Source organism: Streptomyces sp. NPDC025273 (genome assembly GCF_040638585.1).
GTDB lineage: Bacteria > Actinomycetota > Actinomycetes > Streptomycetales > Streptomycetaceae > Streptomyces > Streptomyces cinereorectus.
Map to the genome: position 1 here is coordinate 751,875 of NZ_JBEZYP010000001.1, position 15,803 is coordinate 767,677.

Annotated in this window: 14 protein-coding genes and 1 other RNA gene; 7 read left to right on the top strand and 8 right to left on the bottom strand. The window is 71.9% G+C overall.

What is annotated here, in order from left to right:
- Positions 1-237: 237 nt before the first annotated feature.
- From AB0F38_RS03275 to AB0F38_RS03290, 4 genes are all read right to left on the bottom strand, one after another.
- On the bottom strand, positions 238-1,995 hold the full coding sequence (locus AB0F38_RS03275) for a S8 family serine peptidase (protein WP_361885787.1): 1,758 nt from the start codon (positions 1,993-1,995) through the stop codon (positions 238-240).
- A 434-nt stretch (positions 1,996-2,429) separates the two neighbouring features.
- A complete protein-coding gene (locus AB0F38_RS03280; RefSeq protein WP_361885789.1) occupies positions 2,430-5,186 on the bottom strand; it encodes a helix-turn-helix transcriptional regulator in 2,757 nt (918 codons plus the stop codon).
- 55 nt (positions 5,187-5,241) lie between these two features.
- Complete coding sequence (locus AB0F38_RS03285) at positions 5,242-6,090, bottom strand: hypothetical protein (protein ID WP_361885792.1); 849 nt, start codon at positions 6,088-6,090, stop codon at positions 5,242-5,244.
- On the bottom strand, positions 6,087-6,827 hold the full coding sequence (locus AB0F38_RS03290; RefSeq protein ID WP_361885795.1) for a MerR family transcriptional regulator: 741 nt from the start codon (positions 6,825-6,827) through the stop codon (positions 6,087-6,089). The genes AB0F38_RS03285 and AB0F38_RS03290 overlap by 4 nt, the downstream gene beginning before the upstream one ends.
- Positions 6,828-6,964: 137 nt before the next feature.
- Between AB0F38_RS03290 and AB0F38_RS03295 the strand changes: the two genes are divergently transcribed.
- The 6 genes from AB0F38_RS03295 (at position 6,965) to AB0F38_RS03320 (ending at position 12,060) form a co-directional block, all read left to right on the top strand.
- Positions 6,965-7,507 carry a TetR/AcrR family transcriptional regulator gene (locus tag AB0F38_RS03295; protein WP_361885798.1) on the top strand — a complete coding sequence of 181 codons (543 nt, stop codon included), beginning with the start codon at positions 6,965-6,967 and terminating at the stop codon, positions 7,505-7,507.
- A gap of 18 nt (positions 7,508-7,525) precedes the next feature.
- Positions 7,526-7,927: RNase P RNA component class A (rnpB, locus tag AB0F38_RS03300), an RNA gene on the top strand.
- 319 nt (positions 7,928-8,246) lie between these two features.
- On the top strand, positions 8,247-8,666 hold the full coding sequence (locus AB0F38_RS03305; protein WP_361885801.1) for a hypothetical protein: 420 nt from the start codon (positions 8,247-8,249) through the stop codon (positions 8,664-8,666).
- A 300-nt stretch (positions 8,667-8,966) separates the two neighbouring features.
- Complete coding sequence (locus AB0F38_RS03310) at positions 8,967-9,344, top strand: FKBP-type peptidyl-prolyl cis-trans isomerase (protein WP_361885804.1); 378 nt, start codon at positions 8,967-8,969, stop codon at positions 9,342-9,344.
- A gap of 368 nt (positions 9,345-9,712) precedes the next feature.
- Positions 9,713-11,590, top strand: coding sequence for a serine/threonine-protein kinase (locus AB0F38_RS03315; protein WP_361885807.1), 1,878 nt, complete (start codon positions 9,713-9,715; stop codon positions 11,588-11,590).
- Positions 11,584-12,060, top strand: a complete 477-nt coding sequence (locus AB0F38_RS03320; RefSeq protein WP_361885810.1) for a GNAT family N-acetyltransferase — start codon at positions 11,584-11,586, stop codon at positions 12,058-12,060. The genes AB0F38_RS03315 and AB0F38_RS03320 overlap by 7 nt, the downstream gene beginning before the upstream one ends.
- 188 nt (positions 12,061-12,248) lie before the next feature.
- On the opposite strand, the gene AB0F38_RS03325 is transcribed toward AB0F38_RS03320, so the two are convergent.
- Positions 12,249-13,697: an MFS transporter gene (locus AB0F38_RS03325; RefSeq protein WP_361885813.1), complete on the bottom strand. Its 1,449-nt coding sequence runs from the start codon at positions 13,695-13,697 to the stop codon at positions 12,249-12,251.
- A 103-nt stretch (positions 13,698-13,800) separates the two neighbouring features.
- Here AB0F38_RS03325 and AB0F38_RS03330 point away from each other — a divergent pair, with 103 nt between their 5' ends.
- Positions 13,801-14,412, top strand: coding sequence for a TetR/AcrR family transcriptional regulator (locus AB0F38_RS03330; RefSeq protein ID WP_361885816.1), 612 nt, complete (start codon positions 13,801-13,803; stop codon positions 14,410-14,412).
- A gap of 7 nt (positions 14,413-14,419) precedes the next feature.
- On the opposite strand, the gene AB0F38_RS03335 is transcribed toward AB0F38_RS03330, so the two are convergent.
- From AB0F38_RS03335 to AB0F38_RS03345, 3 genes are all read right to left on the bottom strand, one after another.
- Positions 14,420-14,584, bottom strand: a complete 165-nt coding sequence (locus AB0F38_RS03335) for a hypothetical protein (RefSeq protein ID WP_361886794.1) — start codon at positions 14,582-14,584, stop codon at positions 14,420-14,422.
- Between the two features lie 84 nt (positions 14,585-14,668).
- The gene (locus AB0F38_RS03340; protein WP_361885819.1) at positions 14,669-15,220 is read right to left on the bottom strand and encodes an NUDIX domain-containing protein; all 552 of its coding nucleotides are present in this window, start codon (positions 15,218-15,220) and stop codon (positions 14,669-14,671) included.
- Positions 15,221-15,326: 106 nt separating this feature from the next.
- Positions 15,327-15,800: a hypothetical protein gene (locus AB0F38_RS03345; RefSeq protein ID WP_361885822.1), complete on the bottom strand. Its 474-nt coding sequence runs from the start codon at positions 15,798-15,800 to the stop codon at positions 15,327-15,329.
- Positions 15,801-15,803: the final 3 nt, after the last annotated feature.

A 15,803-nucleotide genomic window follows, 5' to 3' on the forward strand; every position in this document is an offset into this window, starting at 1 on the left:
TACGGGCGCGCTCGCTCCGGTCCGGGGCGCGGGTCCTCGTCCCCGGCTTCCCCCGCGCCCCGTCCGGGGACCGCCCGCGGGCCTGATCCCGCTGGTCCCGCGGGTGGCCGGGCGGGCCGCTCCGGGGCGTCTCCCCGGCGCCGGGGAGACACCCGGTCCCGCGGGACCGCCGGGTACGCCGAAGGGCCTGCCGAGAGTCTCGGCAGGCCACGGTCGGGCGTTTTTGGTGCGGACCCGTCAGAAGGTCAGGCCCCAGGAGTCGATGTAGCCGGTGTCACCGCTGTAGATGTCGGTCACCCGCAGCTTCCAGGTGCCGGTCGCGGCCACGCCGGAGGCGTCGACGGTGTAGGTGGTGATGACGTTGTCCGCGCTGTCGCTGGAGCTGGTGCCCTTCAGCTGGGCGGACGAGCCGTTCGGGGCGACGAGCTCCACGAGCAGGTCGCCGCGGTAGGTGTGCTTGATGTCGACGGAGACCTTGAGGGCCGTCGGGGCGTTGCCGCTGATGCCGGTCACGGCGAGGGAGGACGTGACCGCACCGCCGTTGTCCGGGATGCTCACGTTGCTGGAGTTCGTGAACACGGTGCCGGTGGGCGGCTCGGAGGTTCCGCCGCCGAGCGTGGCGGCCGCGTTCGCGAGGCCGGCGCCGCAGCCGCCGGAGCAGGTGCCGGGCAGCGGACGCGCGTTGGCCTTGATCGCGGACTCGACCTGCGCGGGGGTCATGGCCGGGTTGTTGTCCATCATCAGCGCGGCGAGGCCGGCGATGTGCGGGGCGGCCATGCTGGTGCCCTGGTAGGCCTTGTAGTTCTCGCTCACGGGGCCGGCGGTGCCGCTGTTCAGGGTGGACCAGATGCCGTTGGCGGAGCTCACCGCCGTCTCGCCGCCGGGGGCGGTGATGTCGATGATGGTGCCGTAGTTCGAGTACGAGGCCCGGTTGCCCTCGCGGTCGCTCGCGGCGACGTTGATGACGTTGTTGCAGCTGGCCGGGTTGAAGTTGGCGGAGTTGGCGTTGCTGTTGCCCGCCGCCACGACGACGGTCGTGCCACGGGCCACCGCGCCGTTGATGGCGCTCTGGGTGCCGGCGTCGCAGGCGCCGCCGCCGCCGAGGCTCATGTTGATGACGTCGGCGGGGTTGGCGTTGGACGGCACGCCGGAGACGGTGCCGCCGGAGGCCCAGGTGATGCCGTCGATGATGTCGGCCGTTGTCCCGCCGCACTTGCCCAGCACGCGGACGGGCTGGACCGTGGCGTTGTACGCGATGCCCGCGATGCCCTTGCTGTTACCGGTCGATGCGGCGATGGTGCCGGCGACGTGGGTGCCGTGCCAGGAGCTGGAGGAGTCCCGCGCCGGGTAGTTGTTGCCGCACTCGCCCGTCTTCATCCAGTCGCCCGGGTCGGCGGCGTTGCTGTCCCGGCCGCCGCCGTCGTTCGCCATGAACGGGTCGGAGATGAAGTCGTATCCGGCGACCGTGTTGGCGGCGAGGTCCGAGTGGGCCACGTATCCCGTGTCGATGACCGAGACCTTGACGCCCGTGCCGGTCACCTTGTCCCACGCGCCGGGGACGTTCATGCCGGCGGTGGCCTCGAACAGGTCCCACTGGCGGTTGTACTCGGTGTCGTTCGGGGTGACGGCCGTGGCGTACATCCGGGTGTCGGGGACGGCGTACGCGACGTCGGGGTCGGCGCGGAAGGCCGCGATGACGTCCTCGGTGTCCGTCGTGCCGAGCTCGGCGCCGAGGTCGACCAGCGCCGCTCCGGTGCCGAGACGGCGGTCGAAGCCGAGGGACTCACCGGCCTTGCGGCCCTTCGCCTCCGCGTCCTTGTCCGCGGCGTCGTCGGACCTGGCCTCCGCGGCCTTGGCCTTGTAGCCGACGATGAGCCGCTCGACGGGCTGGGCGCCGGGGGCCGCCGCCGGGGTGGCCTCCTGCCCGCCGGGGGCGGGAAGGGGCGCGGCGACGGAGGTGAGGGTGCCCGTGCACAGAAGCGCGGTGGTCGTCACCGCGAGGAGCGATATGCGAAAGCGTCTGGAACCGTTCACGTTGCTGCCTTTCAAGAGGGTCGCCCGACAGCGGGAACCGGGCGCACTAGTCCGGTTCATGACAAGTCGGGCATCCTGGATGCCGTACCAGGAAGCAGGGGGTGGGGATGGCGGCCGCACGCACGTACGGGTGAAGGGAGCCCTGGACCGCGAGTGCCACGAGGTGGGGTGTGCACTCATGTCCGGATGCCGGGGTCGCACGGTGCGGTCGCTGACGGCCTGTCGGCCACGGCGCCCGCACGCGGCTCCCTTCAGCCGTGCGTGTCACCGGCCGGACCGGACACGCACGGCAGCTCCCCCGCTGCGCATGTGTTGTCCGGCCGACCAGCTGGCTTGGAACCTACGGCCGGAACGCGCACCGGCCTATACGGGCGGGGACCGCTACGGATACCTGTTTAACCCCCGGACGTAACCGGTTGGTCCGATTCAGTGCCGTATGAAGCGCTATTCAGGGCCTGTTGCGGGGCGTTCGTGCCGATCAGTTCGGCCAGATGTTGCCGGGAAGGGGTGGCGAGTTTGCGCATGGCCCGGGCCACGTGCTGCTCGACCGTCCGCGGTGAGAGATGCAGAGTCGTCGCGATGTCACGGTTCGTCAGCCCGGCCCCCGCGAGCTCGGCGACCTCATGCTCACGAGGTGAAAGGCAGTCACCGTACGAGGGGCGGCCCGGCGGACGCGCCTGCCTGACGGGCCGGTGCGAGCGGAGCAGGGCGCGGGCGCGGGCGGTGTCCCAGACGGCGCCGAGCTCCGTGAAGCGCTGTGTGCAGGTGCCCAGATCGGCGAGTGCCCGCGCCTTCACGGTGTCCGTGTCGTGGCCTTCCGCGACGCAGGCCTCCAGCGCACAGCGGCCGGCCCCTTCCGTGGTCAGGGCCTCCGCGTACGGGCGCGGAAGAGCCGCGTACGCGGCCGCGGCCTCCTGGTACAGCGGGACGGCGTCCCCCCACCGGCCCTCCGCCTCGGCCAGCGCGGCACGGCTCCAGATGACCGCCGACCGCGCGGCGGGGGCGACCCGGCCGTCGAGCCCCGCGGTGAACTCGGCGATCGCGGCCCGAGCAGCTTCGTTCTCGCCCGTGCGGGCCATCGCCTCGACGGCCCAGGGCGCCAGATCGGCGGCCCACGTCCAGATCCCCTTCGCCTTCACCTTCTCCCAGGCGGACCGTGCCTCCTGCGCGGCTCCGGGCAGTTCCTGGCGAGCCAGGGCCAGCCGGATCAGGGCCCCCGACGTGGCCGCGGCCAGGGGGGCCGGCATGTGCTCGCGCGACGAGGCGTGGGTGCCTGACAGCCAGGACTGCGCCGAACCCCAGTCCCCCTGCGCCAGGGCGAGCAGTCCGCGCACCATGCGGGCGTCCGCGCTGATCACCGGCATGTCCGCGGTCGCGGAGACGAAGGTCTCGCACCGGTCGGCCAGTCCTGCCCACCGTCCGGTGAGCCACTCCAGGAGCAGCCGGGCTCCCAGTGCCGTGTGCTCGACATAGGGTGCGCCGCTCCTCCCGGACAACTCGAGCCCCTGGGTCAGCAGTTCCTCCGCGCGCCGGTGGTGACCGAGCCACAACGCCGAGTCGGCCGCGTTGCACAGTCCGCGAGCCGCGTGCTGGCGGCACCCGGGGTCCGGGCTGTCCGTGGGCAGCTCGTCGACGAGCTGCCACGCCTGTGGGTCGCCACAACTCATGGCGAAACCCACATGGTTGGCGGCGACGGCCGTGCGGACGGCCTCGTCCCCGCTGTCTGCCGCCGCCTCGGCCGCGCCCTCCAGCCACGTCCGGTGGATGTCGATCGAGGACCCGGGCCAGTACGGCATGGCGAGCGCGGACATCGCCCGCGCGGCCAGGTCGGGCCGGTCCTCGCGCAGTTCGGCCGCGGCCCGTTCCAGTTCCCGCCAGCCCTGGTCACCCGTGCCGACCTGGTTGCACAGGATCAGCCCCAGATCGAGCCGGAGTTCGCCCCGCACGGTCGCGGGCAGGGCCGGGTTCTCGACGATCTGTGTCAGCACCTTGACGGTCTGGTCGGAGCGCAGCCCGACGACCGCGCTGCGCGCCAGCGCGGGCGCCAGCCGGGCGCGCGTCTGCGGCGGCACCGACTCGGAGGCGAGGGCCTGCTCGAGCAGGCCGATGGCCTCCTGGTGCCGCCCCGACCCGGCGGCCTCACGGGCGGCCTGCTCCACGGCGCGCAGCCAGCCGCGTACGCGCCCGCCGGCCCGGTTGTGTCCGGCCAGCGACACCCAGGGCACCGGATTCCTCCGTCCCAGCACATCGGCCGCCCGCCCGTGCAGCTCCTGTCGTACCGGCCCCGGCACAGACGCGTACACGGCGAGGGCCGCGAGTGGACCGGGCAGCCCGTAGCGGCACTCGTCGGACTCCGTCAGGGCCGCGCAGGCGAGGGCGGCGAGCAGCGCCTGCCTGCCCGCTGCCTGGCCGAGCCCGGAGACGGTGATCAGATCATCGCCGGTCGCCGGCCCGTCGAGTACGGCCGCCGCCCAGACGACCACCCGCTGCCCGGGGGGCAAGGCGGCGGTGCGGCCCAGGCTGAGTTCGGCCAGGCGCACCGGCACACCGGCGGCGTCCACGTCGGCGGCCGTGCACCGCTGCCGTGTGCTGCCGCGCAGTACCGCCAGCAGGTCGAGCACCACCTGGGGGACGCCGCCCGACCGCTCATGCAGCCGCCGGACCGCCTCCGCGGTGCAGCGACCACCCAGCTCCGCCGTCGCGGCAGCCTGTACCTGGTCCGTGCTCCACGGCTCGATCCGGTGCCGCAGGACGGTCAGCCGCGGTGGGTATCGGGGCGGTGGCGCTCCCATGGGCAGCCCGGCCGTGGCCAGTTCCTCCGGGCGGTACGTGGCCACGACGGCAAGCCCGGGCCGGGGGCGCTCCAGCAGGAGGCGGAGTCGTTCGAGTTCCCCGCCGGCGGCGAGGTGCACGTCGTCGACCAGGAGCAGCAGCGGCCCTGTCGGCTCCGGCTCCGGCATCGCCCCGCCCTCGCCGCACGCCCACCGCGAGACGGCTGCCCCGGCGGCGGAACCCGCCGCGAGCTGCTGGACGAGGTGGGTCTTCCCCGCGCCGGCGGTCCCCTCCACCAGCACGAGCACCGGCTGGGAGCCCTCACCCGCGAGTGTCCGCCGCAGCCGCGGTTCCCAGAACGCTGTGTGTGCGGTGCCCACGCTGTCCGCTCCCCTGACTCCCGGTTCCCGGGCCTGCCGTACTTTCTCAGGGAACCTACATAATGCGGGGCGGAGGCGCGGTCGGCTGCTGTGTGAGAGCGGCCACGACGGCGCGCGGGTCGTCCGCGTGGAAGCGGACGGTGCGGGCGCTGCCCCGCTTCCCGAGAGGGCGTACGAAGGTGACAGGTCCGGTGAACTCCACCGTCACCGTCGTCAGGTTGCCGACGGCGAGCTCGAGCGCCTCGTTCGCGTGCAGCTGAAGCAGCCTGCCGTCGGTGCAACGCCGTTCGACCCGGGCGGTGGCGACCGAGGAGGCGGGGACCCGCAGGTCGAAGAGCCCTCCGTAGCGAATCCGCAGCGAACCGTCCTCGCCGACCACATGCGGCCGGGTCACGCAGGCCGCGTGCAGGGCGAGGAGCAGGACCACCCCGTACACGTCGATCACGAGCAGCGCGTGGTGCACGAACGGCCAGGGGATCACCAGGGCCAGCGTCACCGTCTCGACGACGGAGACGAAGACCAGCCCGTACATCATCGCCGTCTGCGGCCCGGTGTACGGGACGGCCAGCGCCCCTTCCGGAACGCCGTGGCGGCGACGCAGCACCCACAGCCCGAGACTGTGCAGGGCCCGCACCTCGTGTGCCACCAGCCGTCGGACCGTCACCGGGACCAGGGTCCGCAGCGCTGCCCGCAGCGCCTCCCGGCGCCCCGCCCCCGCCCGCCTCCCCGCCGCGTAGAGGGGCCACAGCGTCACGCCCTCCACCACCAGCACGGCGAGCACGAGGACCTCGACGCCGAGGAGGACGGCGACCGGTATCCGTACGCCGGCCGTCAGGCAGGCCACCAGGGCCAGTTCGGCCGGCACGACACCCCACGCAGCCGCACGTGCGATCCGGACACTCATCGCGTCCCCCCGTCCGGTCGCACGGTCAGCGCGGCCATGATCCGGCGCACCACCTCGGCCTGCGCCGGTGGGTAGTCGGCCAGCAGCGCCTCCCCGAAGCCCGGCCCGACCGGTCCGCCGGACGGGATCGCTTCGAGCACCCCGGCGGGCACGGCGGCGATCAGATCGGCGGCCAGCGGGGCGATGCGCGGATCGTCCGCGGGGGCCGTGGCCAGCTCGTCGAGCCGCTCGTACAGGGCCAGGACGCCAGGGTCCTCGGCCAGCGGCCGCAACGCGGCGTACATCTCGGCGGCACCGTCCGCCCCCTCCAGCAACGACAGGTGCTCGCGGTCCTTGGCGGCGGTGGGGGAGTCCGTGGCGGGCGCCGCCTTGAGCAGCTCGGCGAGCGCCGGGGACACCGGCTCCCGGCCGTTCACCGGCCCGTCCCTCAGCCGGGCGAGCTGCCGCCGCCGCTCCCCGATCTCCCGCTCCTGGCGGGCCAGATCGGCGTCCAGCTCGCCCAGCACCTCGACGAGCTCGCGCCCGGCGTCGTCCGCCACCACGTCCCGCACCTCGTCGAGGCCGAGACCGAGCTCGGTGAGCCGCCGGATCCTGGCCAGCAGGACCGCGTCCCGGACGCCGTACGCCCGGTAGCCGTTGGCCCGGCGCCCGGGCTCGGGCAGCAGACCGATGTGGTGGTAGTGCCGCACCGCCCGGGAGGTGACTCCGACGAGCGCGGCGATCTCTCCGATACGCATGAGGCCAGTAGAAACCCTGACGTCGCGGCAAGGTCAAGGTCCCCGGCGACCGGCTTGTCCCCCTCTCGTACGATCAAGTCCTCGGATACGGACCGCGTACCGACTCCGTACCGACTGCCTCCGAAGGAGGCTCACACATGAGTGACCTCGCCGGCGTCCCCCCGGCCGGCCGCCCCCGGCAGATCATCGCCGCCGCACGCGCCCTCCTGGAGGAGGAGGGCGCCGAGGCGCTCACCATGCGCCGGCTGGCCGACCGGGTGGGGGTGAAGGCGCCGACGCTCTACAAACACTTCCCGGACAAGTCGTCCGTGGTGACGGCGCTGGCCGGCGAGATGCTCCGGGAGACCGCCGAGGTGCTGGAGGCCGCGGAGTGCGAGGACCCCTGCTCCTTCGCCGGTCTCGCCACCGCCTACCGCGCCCACGCCCTGGCGCACCCGCACCTCTACCTCCTCACCATGGGCAGCGCCGTCCTGCCCCTGGGGGCGGCGGACGCCGCCGCGGCCCCGCTGTTCCGCGCGGCGGGCGGCGACGAGGGCCGGACGCGGGCGGCCTGGGCCTTCGCCCACGGAATGGTGGTCCTGGAACTCAACGGCCGCTTCCACCCGGGCGCCGACCTCGCGGCTGCCTGGGAGACGGGCATCGCGGCCTTCTCGGTCCTGGGCCGGGAACCCGGCGGGTAACATGGACGGCACGGCAGACGAGCCGGGCGGACGGCCGCGTGAGGATCTTCGGATCCTCCCGAGGAACGTCCGGGCTCCACAGGGCAGGGTGGTGGCTAACGGCCACCCGGGGTGACCCGCGGGACAGTGCCACAGAAAGCAGACCGCCCGGGACCTCGGTCCCGGGTAAGGGTGAAACGGTGGTGTAAGAGACCACCAGCGCCTGAGGTGACTCAGGCGGCTAGGTAAACCCCACCCGGAGCAAGGTCAAGAGGGACCGTCGCGAGACGGTCCTGCGCGAACGTCCGAGGGCTGCCCGCCCGAGTTCGCGGGTAGACCGCACGAGGCCGGCAGCAATGCCGGTCCTAGATGGATGGCCGTCTCCCCGGCCGCCGCGAGGCGACCGGGCGACAGAACCCGGCGTACAGCCCGACTCGTCTGCCGCCACCTGCGGCTTTGCCCTGGAGAGGGCGGTCTCTCCGGGGGCGGAGGCCCTTTCCGCTCTTTCGTGGGCTTGCCCCGTCAGGCGGCGGAGGGGGGTCCCTCGGACCAGCGAACTCTCTCGCCTCATCCCGACGGGAACCTGCGGCCGCAGTATCGCGAGCCCCGGCACGGCGATCCGGCCTGGAGGCAGCGACCGCCGTGGGAAGCGGATCGCTTCGAACGCGTCAGCGTCACGTCACAACTCCATCACCGCCGCAGGCCCCAGCGCCCCACCTGCCGCAGCATGGTGCTACTCGTGCCATACCAAGGGGGAACCATGCGCATCCGCACCACCACCGCGGCCGTCGTCGCCATACTCGCCGTCACCGTCGTCGGCTGCAGCAGCGACAAGGGCAGCGACAGCGAGGCCGACGCCACCAGGAGCACCGCCCCCGCGGCGTCGAGTGCCGCGGACAGCGGCGGCGCCGACGAGAACGCCGGCATGCCGCCCGAGCCCACCGGCGCCGAGCGCGACGCCGTCCTCGCAGCCATCCATGACGTCAACGGCGAGCTCACCCATGACGAGGACAAGGCCATCGACGCGGCCCGCAACCAGTGCGCCTCCCTCGACGGCGGCGGGACGAACCCGGACCACAGTGCAGCGCAGCGGTTCTCCTACGACGGCGTCACGCTGACCGACGAGGACGGAAGTCACATCAACTTCGGGCTGCGCAAGACGCTCTGCCCCGATTCCTGATCAGCCACCCACTCCGGCTCGGCCGCGACCGTAGGTGGCCGGGCCTCACGATGCAGCGGGCCACGGACCAGGGGGCATACCCACGGACGCGGGGAGCGGAACAGGGCCTCGCCGTCCTCGCGTACGAGCGCAGCGTACCGAGGGCGCAGCACGCCCGGTCACGCCGAGCATCGTGCTCCGTCGGGCCTGACGCACTCCGGGGGATCAGCGTTCACGGCAGCATGATGCTCTACTGCATGGAGTGACCATGCGCCTGGCCGGTCCGTACGAGGCTTCCGGCGGCGAGCGAATGAGGCGGCGATGAGTGAACTGACGAAGCCCGAGATCGACCTTCCGGAGGACGCTCCCACCGAGCTGACGATCCGCGACCTCGTCGTCGGGGACGGGCTCGAGGCGAAGCCGGGCAGGGTGGTCCAGGTCCACTATGTGGGGGTCACCTTCGAGTCCGGAAAGGAATTCGACACCTCCTGGCACCGGGGCCGGACGTTCAAGTTCGCCGTGGGCGGTGGCAAGGTCATCAAGGGCTGGGACCGCGGGGTCAGAGGGATGAAGGTCGGCGGCCGGCGCGAGATCATCGTTCCCCCGCGCCTCGGCTACGGCAACCAGTCACCCTCGCCGTTGATCCCGGCGGGCTCGACACTCGTCTTCATGGTGGACCTGCTCTCGGTCGCGGTCTGACGGGTGGACCTGCCACCAGGGACGTCAGTAGGCCCAGGAGGCCGGAGCCGGTGAGGCCCGCAGGTGTGGTCGCTGGACGTGAGCCACGAGACGATACGCATCAACGTCCGCAGTACGGCAGCCGGGGCGGCATGCCCGGACCGTGGGAGCGAGCCGACCCGGGTACACAGTTTTCCACTGCGGTTTCCCGCGGACGTCCCCCTGCCTCGACGACCGCTGCGACGAGGGCTGCGGCAACGCCTGGCGCGGGCGGCAACGACGGTCCCCCACGCGCCGGGAGGCGGCTCTCACCCTCCCGCGGTGCAACCTCGACGCCCTGACGGAGCGTCTATGGTTGCTCACCACAGCAGCACGGAACAGGGGGTCGGATGGACAGCGAGGGCATGCGCATCGGTCCGGACACGGTGATCGCCGACCGCTACAGGCTGCAGAGACAGCTCGGGCACGGTGGGATGGGAGTGGTCTGGGAGGCCCTCGACACGCGTCTCGACCGGAAGGTGGCGGTGAAGGGGCTGCTGTATCCCGGGGCCGTGACACCGGCCGCCCAGGCGCAGTGGGTGAACCGGGCGCGCCGTGAGGCCCAGGCCATCGCCAGGATCGGGCACCAGAACGTGGTCGCCGTGCACGACGTGATCGAGGACGGCAACCAGGTCTGGATCGTGATGGAGCTGCTCAACTCGCGCTCCCTGGCCGACCTCCTGCGCGAGCAGCAGCAACTGTCCGTACCGCATGCGGCACGCATAGGGCTCCAGGTGCTGCGCGGACTGTCCGCCGTGCACGAGGCCGGGGTGCTGCACCGTGACGTGAAGCCCCACAACATCCTGTTCCGGCCCGACGGGCGGGCCCTCCTCATGGACTTCGGGATCGCCACGTTCGAGGGCGCCGTGCAGGTGACCCGGTCGCACGAGATCATCGGGACGCCGCAGTACCTCGCACCCGAGCTCCTCAGCCGCACCGCGGCACAGCCCCACCCCGCGACGGCCGCGTCCGACCTGTGGGCGCTCGGTGTCACGCTCTACGAGATGGTCGAGGGCAGGCGCCCCTTCGACGGAGCGACCAGCTACGAAGTGCTGATCGCCGTACGCGAGTCGCCCGTGCCGCCCATGAAGTACGCCGGGCCGCTCGCCGCACTGATCGGTCAACTGCTGCGGAAGGACCCCCTGCAGCGCCCGGACGCCGCCGAGGCGGAGCAGATGTTGCAGGCCGTCACCCGGGACGTCCTCGCGCTCGACACACCCGCCGGCCCGAGGCCCGCGGAACCCGCGGGCCAGGACCCGGATCCCGGTGCGGGCCGCCTCGCGGCGCCCGGCCGCGGGCGCAGGGACCGGTGGACGGTGCCGGCCGCCGCCCTGCTCTGCGCGGCGCTGCTCGGGGGAGGGGCATGGTTCCTCTGGGGGCAGGAGGGCGGGACCGGTACGAAGGACGACACGGCGTCCGGCAAGGGGACGACGGGCGGGAGCGAGGCGGCGTCCACGTTCAGGGACACGCACCACGTACTGAGGATCGGTGTCAAGGACGACCAGCCCGGACTGAGCGTCGAGAGCAAGGGCACGTTCAAGGGATTCGAGGTCGACATGGGCATGGAGATCGCCCGGCATCTGGGCTTCGACGACGATCAGGTGACGTTCGTACGCGTGAACTCCGGGAACCGGAGCGACTATCTGAAGGAGGCCGACCGGGCGGACATCGTGCTGGCCTCGTACAGCATCAACGAGGAACGCGAGAAGAAGGACGGCGTGATCTTCGCCGGTCCCTACTACCAGGCACTCAAGGGGCTTCTGGTACGCAAGAACAGGCCCTACAACGACCTCAGCGACCTGCAGAAGGACCCCAGCGCGAAGGTCTGCACCGCCAAGAAGTCGGTCTACGAGACCTGGATCAGGACGGAGGGGCTGGCCGGCCAGCAGGTTCTCCGCCCCGGCTTCGAGGACTGCGTCGAGGCGCTGCTGGATCCCGGGACCCCTGTGTACGCGGTGGCCACCGACGACGTGATCGTCGCCGGTCTCGCCGACAAGTACGCCGACAGGACGAAGGCGCTCGACAACATCGGGGGAGATCCGGAGGGCTACGGCGTCGCGATGGCCGCGAACGAGACCGGCCTGCACGAAGAGGTCTGCGACGCCCTGGCGGAGATCATGGACTCGTCCGGCGGAGGTCGCTCGAAGTGGGCCGCGATGTACGACCGGCATCTGGAGCCCATCATGAGACAGCCCGCGCCGGGAGAACCGCGGCGGGCCAAGTGCTAGACCCTCTCGCCGGAGCGGGGGTTCGGCTGCGCACCGCGACGCCCGGGGACGCGGAGGCCGTCACCGGGGTGTTCCTGGCCTCGCGGGCGGCGGTCCTGCCCTACCTCCCCCGTGTCCACGGCGACGAGGACACACGGGCCTGGATCACCCATGTCCTGCTGCCCGGCAGCCGGGTGTGGGTGGCCGAGGACGGGGAGGGGGAGCTGCTGGGGTTCGCCGCCCTGGACGGCGACGAGCTCGACCAGCTCTATCTGCGGCCGGACGCGCTGCGGCGCGGCATCGGGTCGCGGCTGCTCGACCGGGTCAAGGAGGCCTCGCGCGGGGAGCTGAGCCTGTACACGTTCCGCCGCAACACCGCCGCGTGTGCCTTCTACGAGCGGCACGGGTTCGTCGCGGTCTCGTACGACGACGGCGGCCGCAACGAGGAGAAGGAGCCCGACGTGCTGTACCGGTGGACGTCCGCCGGCTGACCGGGGCCGGTGGCGAACGGGTGTCCGGCCCGGATGAACCCGCTCCCGCCGGCGCCGGACGAACGCCCCCGGCCGCCCCGTCCGAGCAGGGTCCGGGACGAGAACGGTCCGGCGGCCACGCGGGGGCGGTCAAGGGCTGCGCACGGCCGCCACCCTGTCGCTGACGGGTCCAGGGACCGCGCCCGAACTCACCCGGCGCAGGCCCGTCGGCCGGGCCGGCCGAGGAAGACTCCGGCGAGCAGAGCACCGGCCAGCACGAGTGCCGAGTTGACGAGGACCGCGGCCGAGACGCCGGACAGCACCGCGTCGGGGCCCGTCGCCGTGCCCATCCGCGCGGTGACGACCGCGCTCATCACCGGGATGCCCATCGTGATGCCGACCTGCTGTGTCATCGTGGCGAGCCCGGTGGCCAGGCCCTGCTCCTCGTCGGGGAGTCCGGAGGTGGCGGTGACCATGAAGCCCACGATCACCAGCATGTTGCCGACGCCGCCGACGAAGGTCGCGGCCAGCAGGAGCTGGATCCAGCCGCCGGACGTGCCGAGCGCCACCAGGGAGAGGGTGGCGGCGGCCTGGACGACACCGCCCAGGACGATCGTGCGCCGGCTCCCGAAGCGGCCCACCGCACGGCCGCCGAGCAGCCCGCCGACGACGGTCCCGACGCCCAGGACGCCGAACGCGAGACCGGTGGCGAGCGGCGAGTAGCCGAGGACCTCCTGGAGGTAGAGCGTGAGCAGGAAGACCAGGGAGGTCTCGGTGACGAAGGCGATCAGCCCGGTGGCGTTGCCCCAGACGACGCTGCGCCGCTTCAGGACGTGCACCGGGACCAGGGGCGCCGCCGCCCGCTTCTCGACGAACCAGAAGGCGGCGAGGAGAGCCGCGCCCGCGAGCAGCGCGGCCAGGGTCGTGGGCGTCAGCCAGCCGGACTCGCCGGCCTGCGTCAGCCCGTACACGAGGAGCAGCAGACCACCGGTGACGGTCACGGCACCCGGCACGTCGAGCTTGGGGCGTACGGCCGGCCGGGAGTCGGCGATCACGGACGGGGCGAGGGCCACGACGAGTGCGGCGACGGGGACGTTGACGAAGAAGGCCCAGCGCCAGGAGAGCAGATCGGTCAGCAGCCCGCCGAGGATCGCCCCGGCGGTGAAACCGGCCGACATCAGGGCGCCGTTGAGGCCGAGAGCGCGTTCGCGCAGCGGCCCCTCCTTGAACGCCGTGGTGAGCAGCGCGAGCCCGGCCGGGGTGACGGCCGCGGTGGCCAGGCCCTGCAGCACCCGCGCGGTGAGCAGCACCTCGGGGGAGGTGGCCAGGCCGCCCAGCACGGAGGACAGTCCGAGGACGACCATGCCACCGATGAACAGGCGCTTGCGGCCGACGAGATCGGCGACGCGGCCGAACAGCAGGGTGAATCCGGCGGCGGCGAGCGCGAAGGAGGTGGCGATCCACTGGAGGTGGGAGAGGGAGAAGCCGAGCCCCTCGCCGACGGCGGGCAGCGCGACGTTCAGGATCGAGAAGTCGACGGCGATCATGAACTGTGCGCCCAGGAGCAGGACGAGGACGAGCTTCTGTCGTCCGGTCATGCGCGGGAGGGGAGGGGCCGGCGGCGGCGGGGCGGCGGGTGCCGTGCGGGACGTGGACATGGCGAGCCCTTTCCTGGAGGGGGAATGTTAATGGGTCTGAAGTTCCGTTAAGGTAGAGTTACCGTAGCAGGGCTGAGCCGAGTAATGGAACTGGAGACCCGTTATGGATGTCGAAGGAGCGGAGCCGGGCATGGTCCGGCCCGGTGGGCGCACGGCGCGGGTGCGGGAATCCGTCCTGCGGGCCGCCGGTGACGCGCTGGTCGAGCAGGGCTTCGACCGGCTCGATCTCGCCGACGTGGCACGCCGCGCCGAGGTCGGCAAGACGACGGTCTACCGCCGCTGGTCCAGTACGACCGGTCTGGTCGCCGACCTGCTCACGGACATGGCGGAGCAGTCCGTACCGCGTACGGACACGGGCTCCCTGGACGAGGACCTCCGAGCCAACGCCCGACTGGTGGTGCGCACCCTGACCGACCCCCGTCAGGGTGCGCTCTTCGCCGCCGTGATCGCGGCGGCCACCTGTGACCCCCGCACGGCCGAGGCACTCCACCGCTTCTACGCGGTGCGCATCGCGGAGTGGTCGGGCTGCGTCGACGCGGCGGTCGAGCGGGGCGAACTGCCCGCCGGCACCGACGCGGGCGAGGTGATCCGCGCCGTCTCGGCCCCCCTCTACTACCGGCTGCTGGCCAGCGGAGACCCGCTCGACGAGGCCGCCGCCGACCGCGCGGCCGAGGCCGCGGCGGCGGCGGCACGGGCGGGCGTCTACGTGAGCTGAGGGAGCGCTACCGCTGTGCGCCCGCCGACCGTTCGGCGATGCGGCGCAGATGCCGGTCGAAGGTCGCGCCCGCCTCGGGGGTGAGGGTGCGCAGCGCGACCATCGCCGCCACGACCACATCGCAGAGCTCGGCCTCCACGTCCTGCCAGGAGTTATCTGGGGTTGTATTCAAATACCTGCTGGTCAGAGCGCTCTATGGATGCCAGCTACGTGAGGCACGTCTTCTCCTGGTGGCCGGAGGTTATCGCCGCGTGCCCTACGTAGGGGCCAGCAAACTCATGAGCTTGCGAGTGAATCGGTGCATGTGGGGGTCGAGGGTGTCCTCTTGTGTGGCGAGGACCTGGTCCAAGGGGAGCCACTTGATGGCGTCGAACTCGGCTTCGTCGAAGGAAGTGACCTGGCCTGCCTCTCCCCGCAGGACGTACCACAAGGACACGTCAGTGTGCTGGCCCTGGCCGCGAGTCCGTGTGACTGTGAGGAAGATCGGGCGGTCCCCGGTGATCGTGGCGGGTACGGCTTCGATGCGCAGCTCTTCGCGGCATTCACGACGGACCGTGTGCCACGGATCCTCTGTCGGCTCGACGTGGCCGCCGCTGGGAAACCACAAGCCGGCCTTGCGGTGGGCAGCGAGTAGGAGCTCCTCGCGCGCCTCATCGAGCACGACGAAGTAGCTGACCAGGTGCTTCGCGGGGGTGGCGGGCTTCAGCGTCCTGCAGAGAGGCGCTCCGCTGCTGATCCACTCTGCTGTTGCAGCGAGGTGCGTCTGCTCCTGATCGTCCCAGGGCTCGATGCCGCTGAGCACCTGCATCAGCTGGGCGCGGAGTAGTTGGTCGGGGCGTTTGAGGAATCCATGGTGACCACGGGCACATGATGGCAGGGGAGCCACAACCTCTCGCGGGTCAAGTCAGCCAGCGCTAGCGGACGGGGCCCTGCTCGTCGATGAAGAAGTCAGGCGTTCCACAGAACAGGTCAGTGGTCACCGGTCCGTAGGCGATATTGAAGGTGTCCAGCCAGTAGGACCAACCCCGGATCCCCAGTGCGCTGCTGAAGCGGTAGTTCAGCTGCCAACGGACCCACTGCCCGGGAACAAGTCGCACGGCCGGCAGGCGTCGTCGCCGCGGCGGCAGGGCAAACAAAGGCTGCACTCGCGGAAAGACCCGCAGGCGTCCTTCGGCTTCACGGAGTTGGACATCGACCTTGCCCAGGTCCTCAAGAGCGTCCTGAGACTGAAAACCGTCCTCCTCACGCATGCGCACCACGTGCGCCAGCGACCTCGATGCATGTGGAAGAGGGAACCCGATCGGGGCGGCATTCCTGCGCGCGGCGCTCTCACCTCCCCGAGACTCCTTGGTCCACGATGTCCGTACCCACTGCACGGTGATCTCCACGCC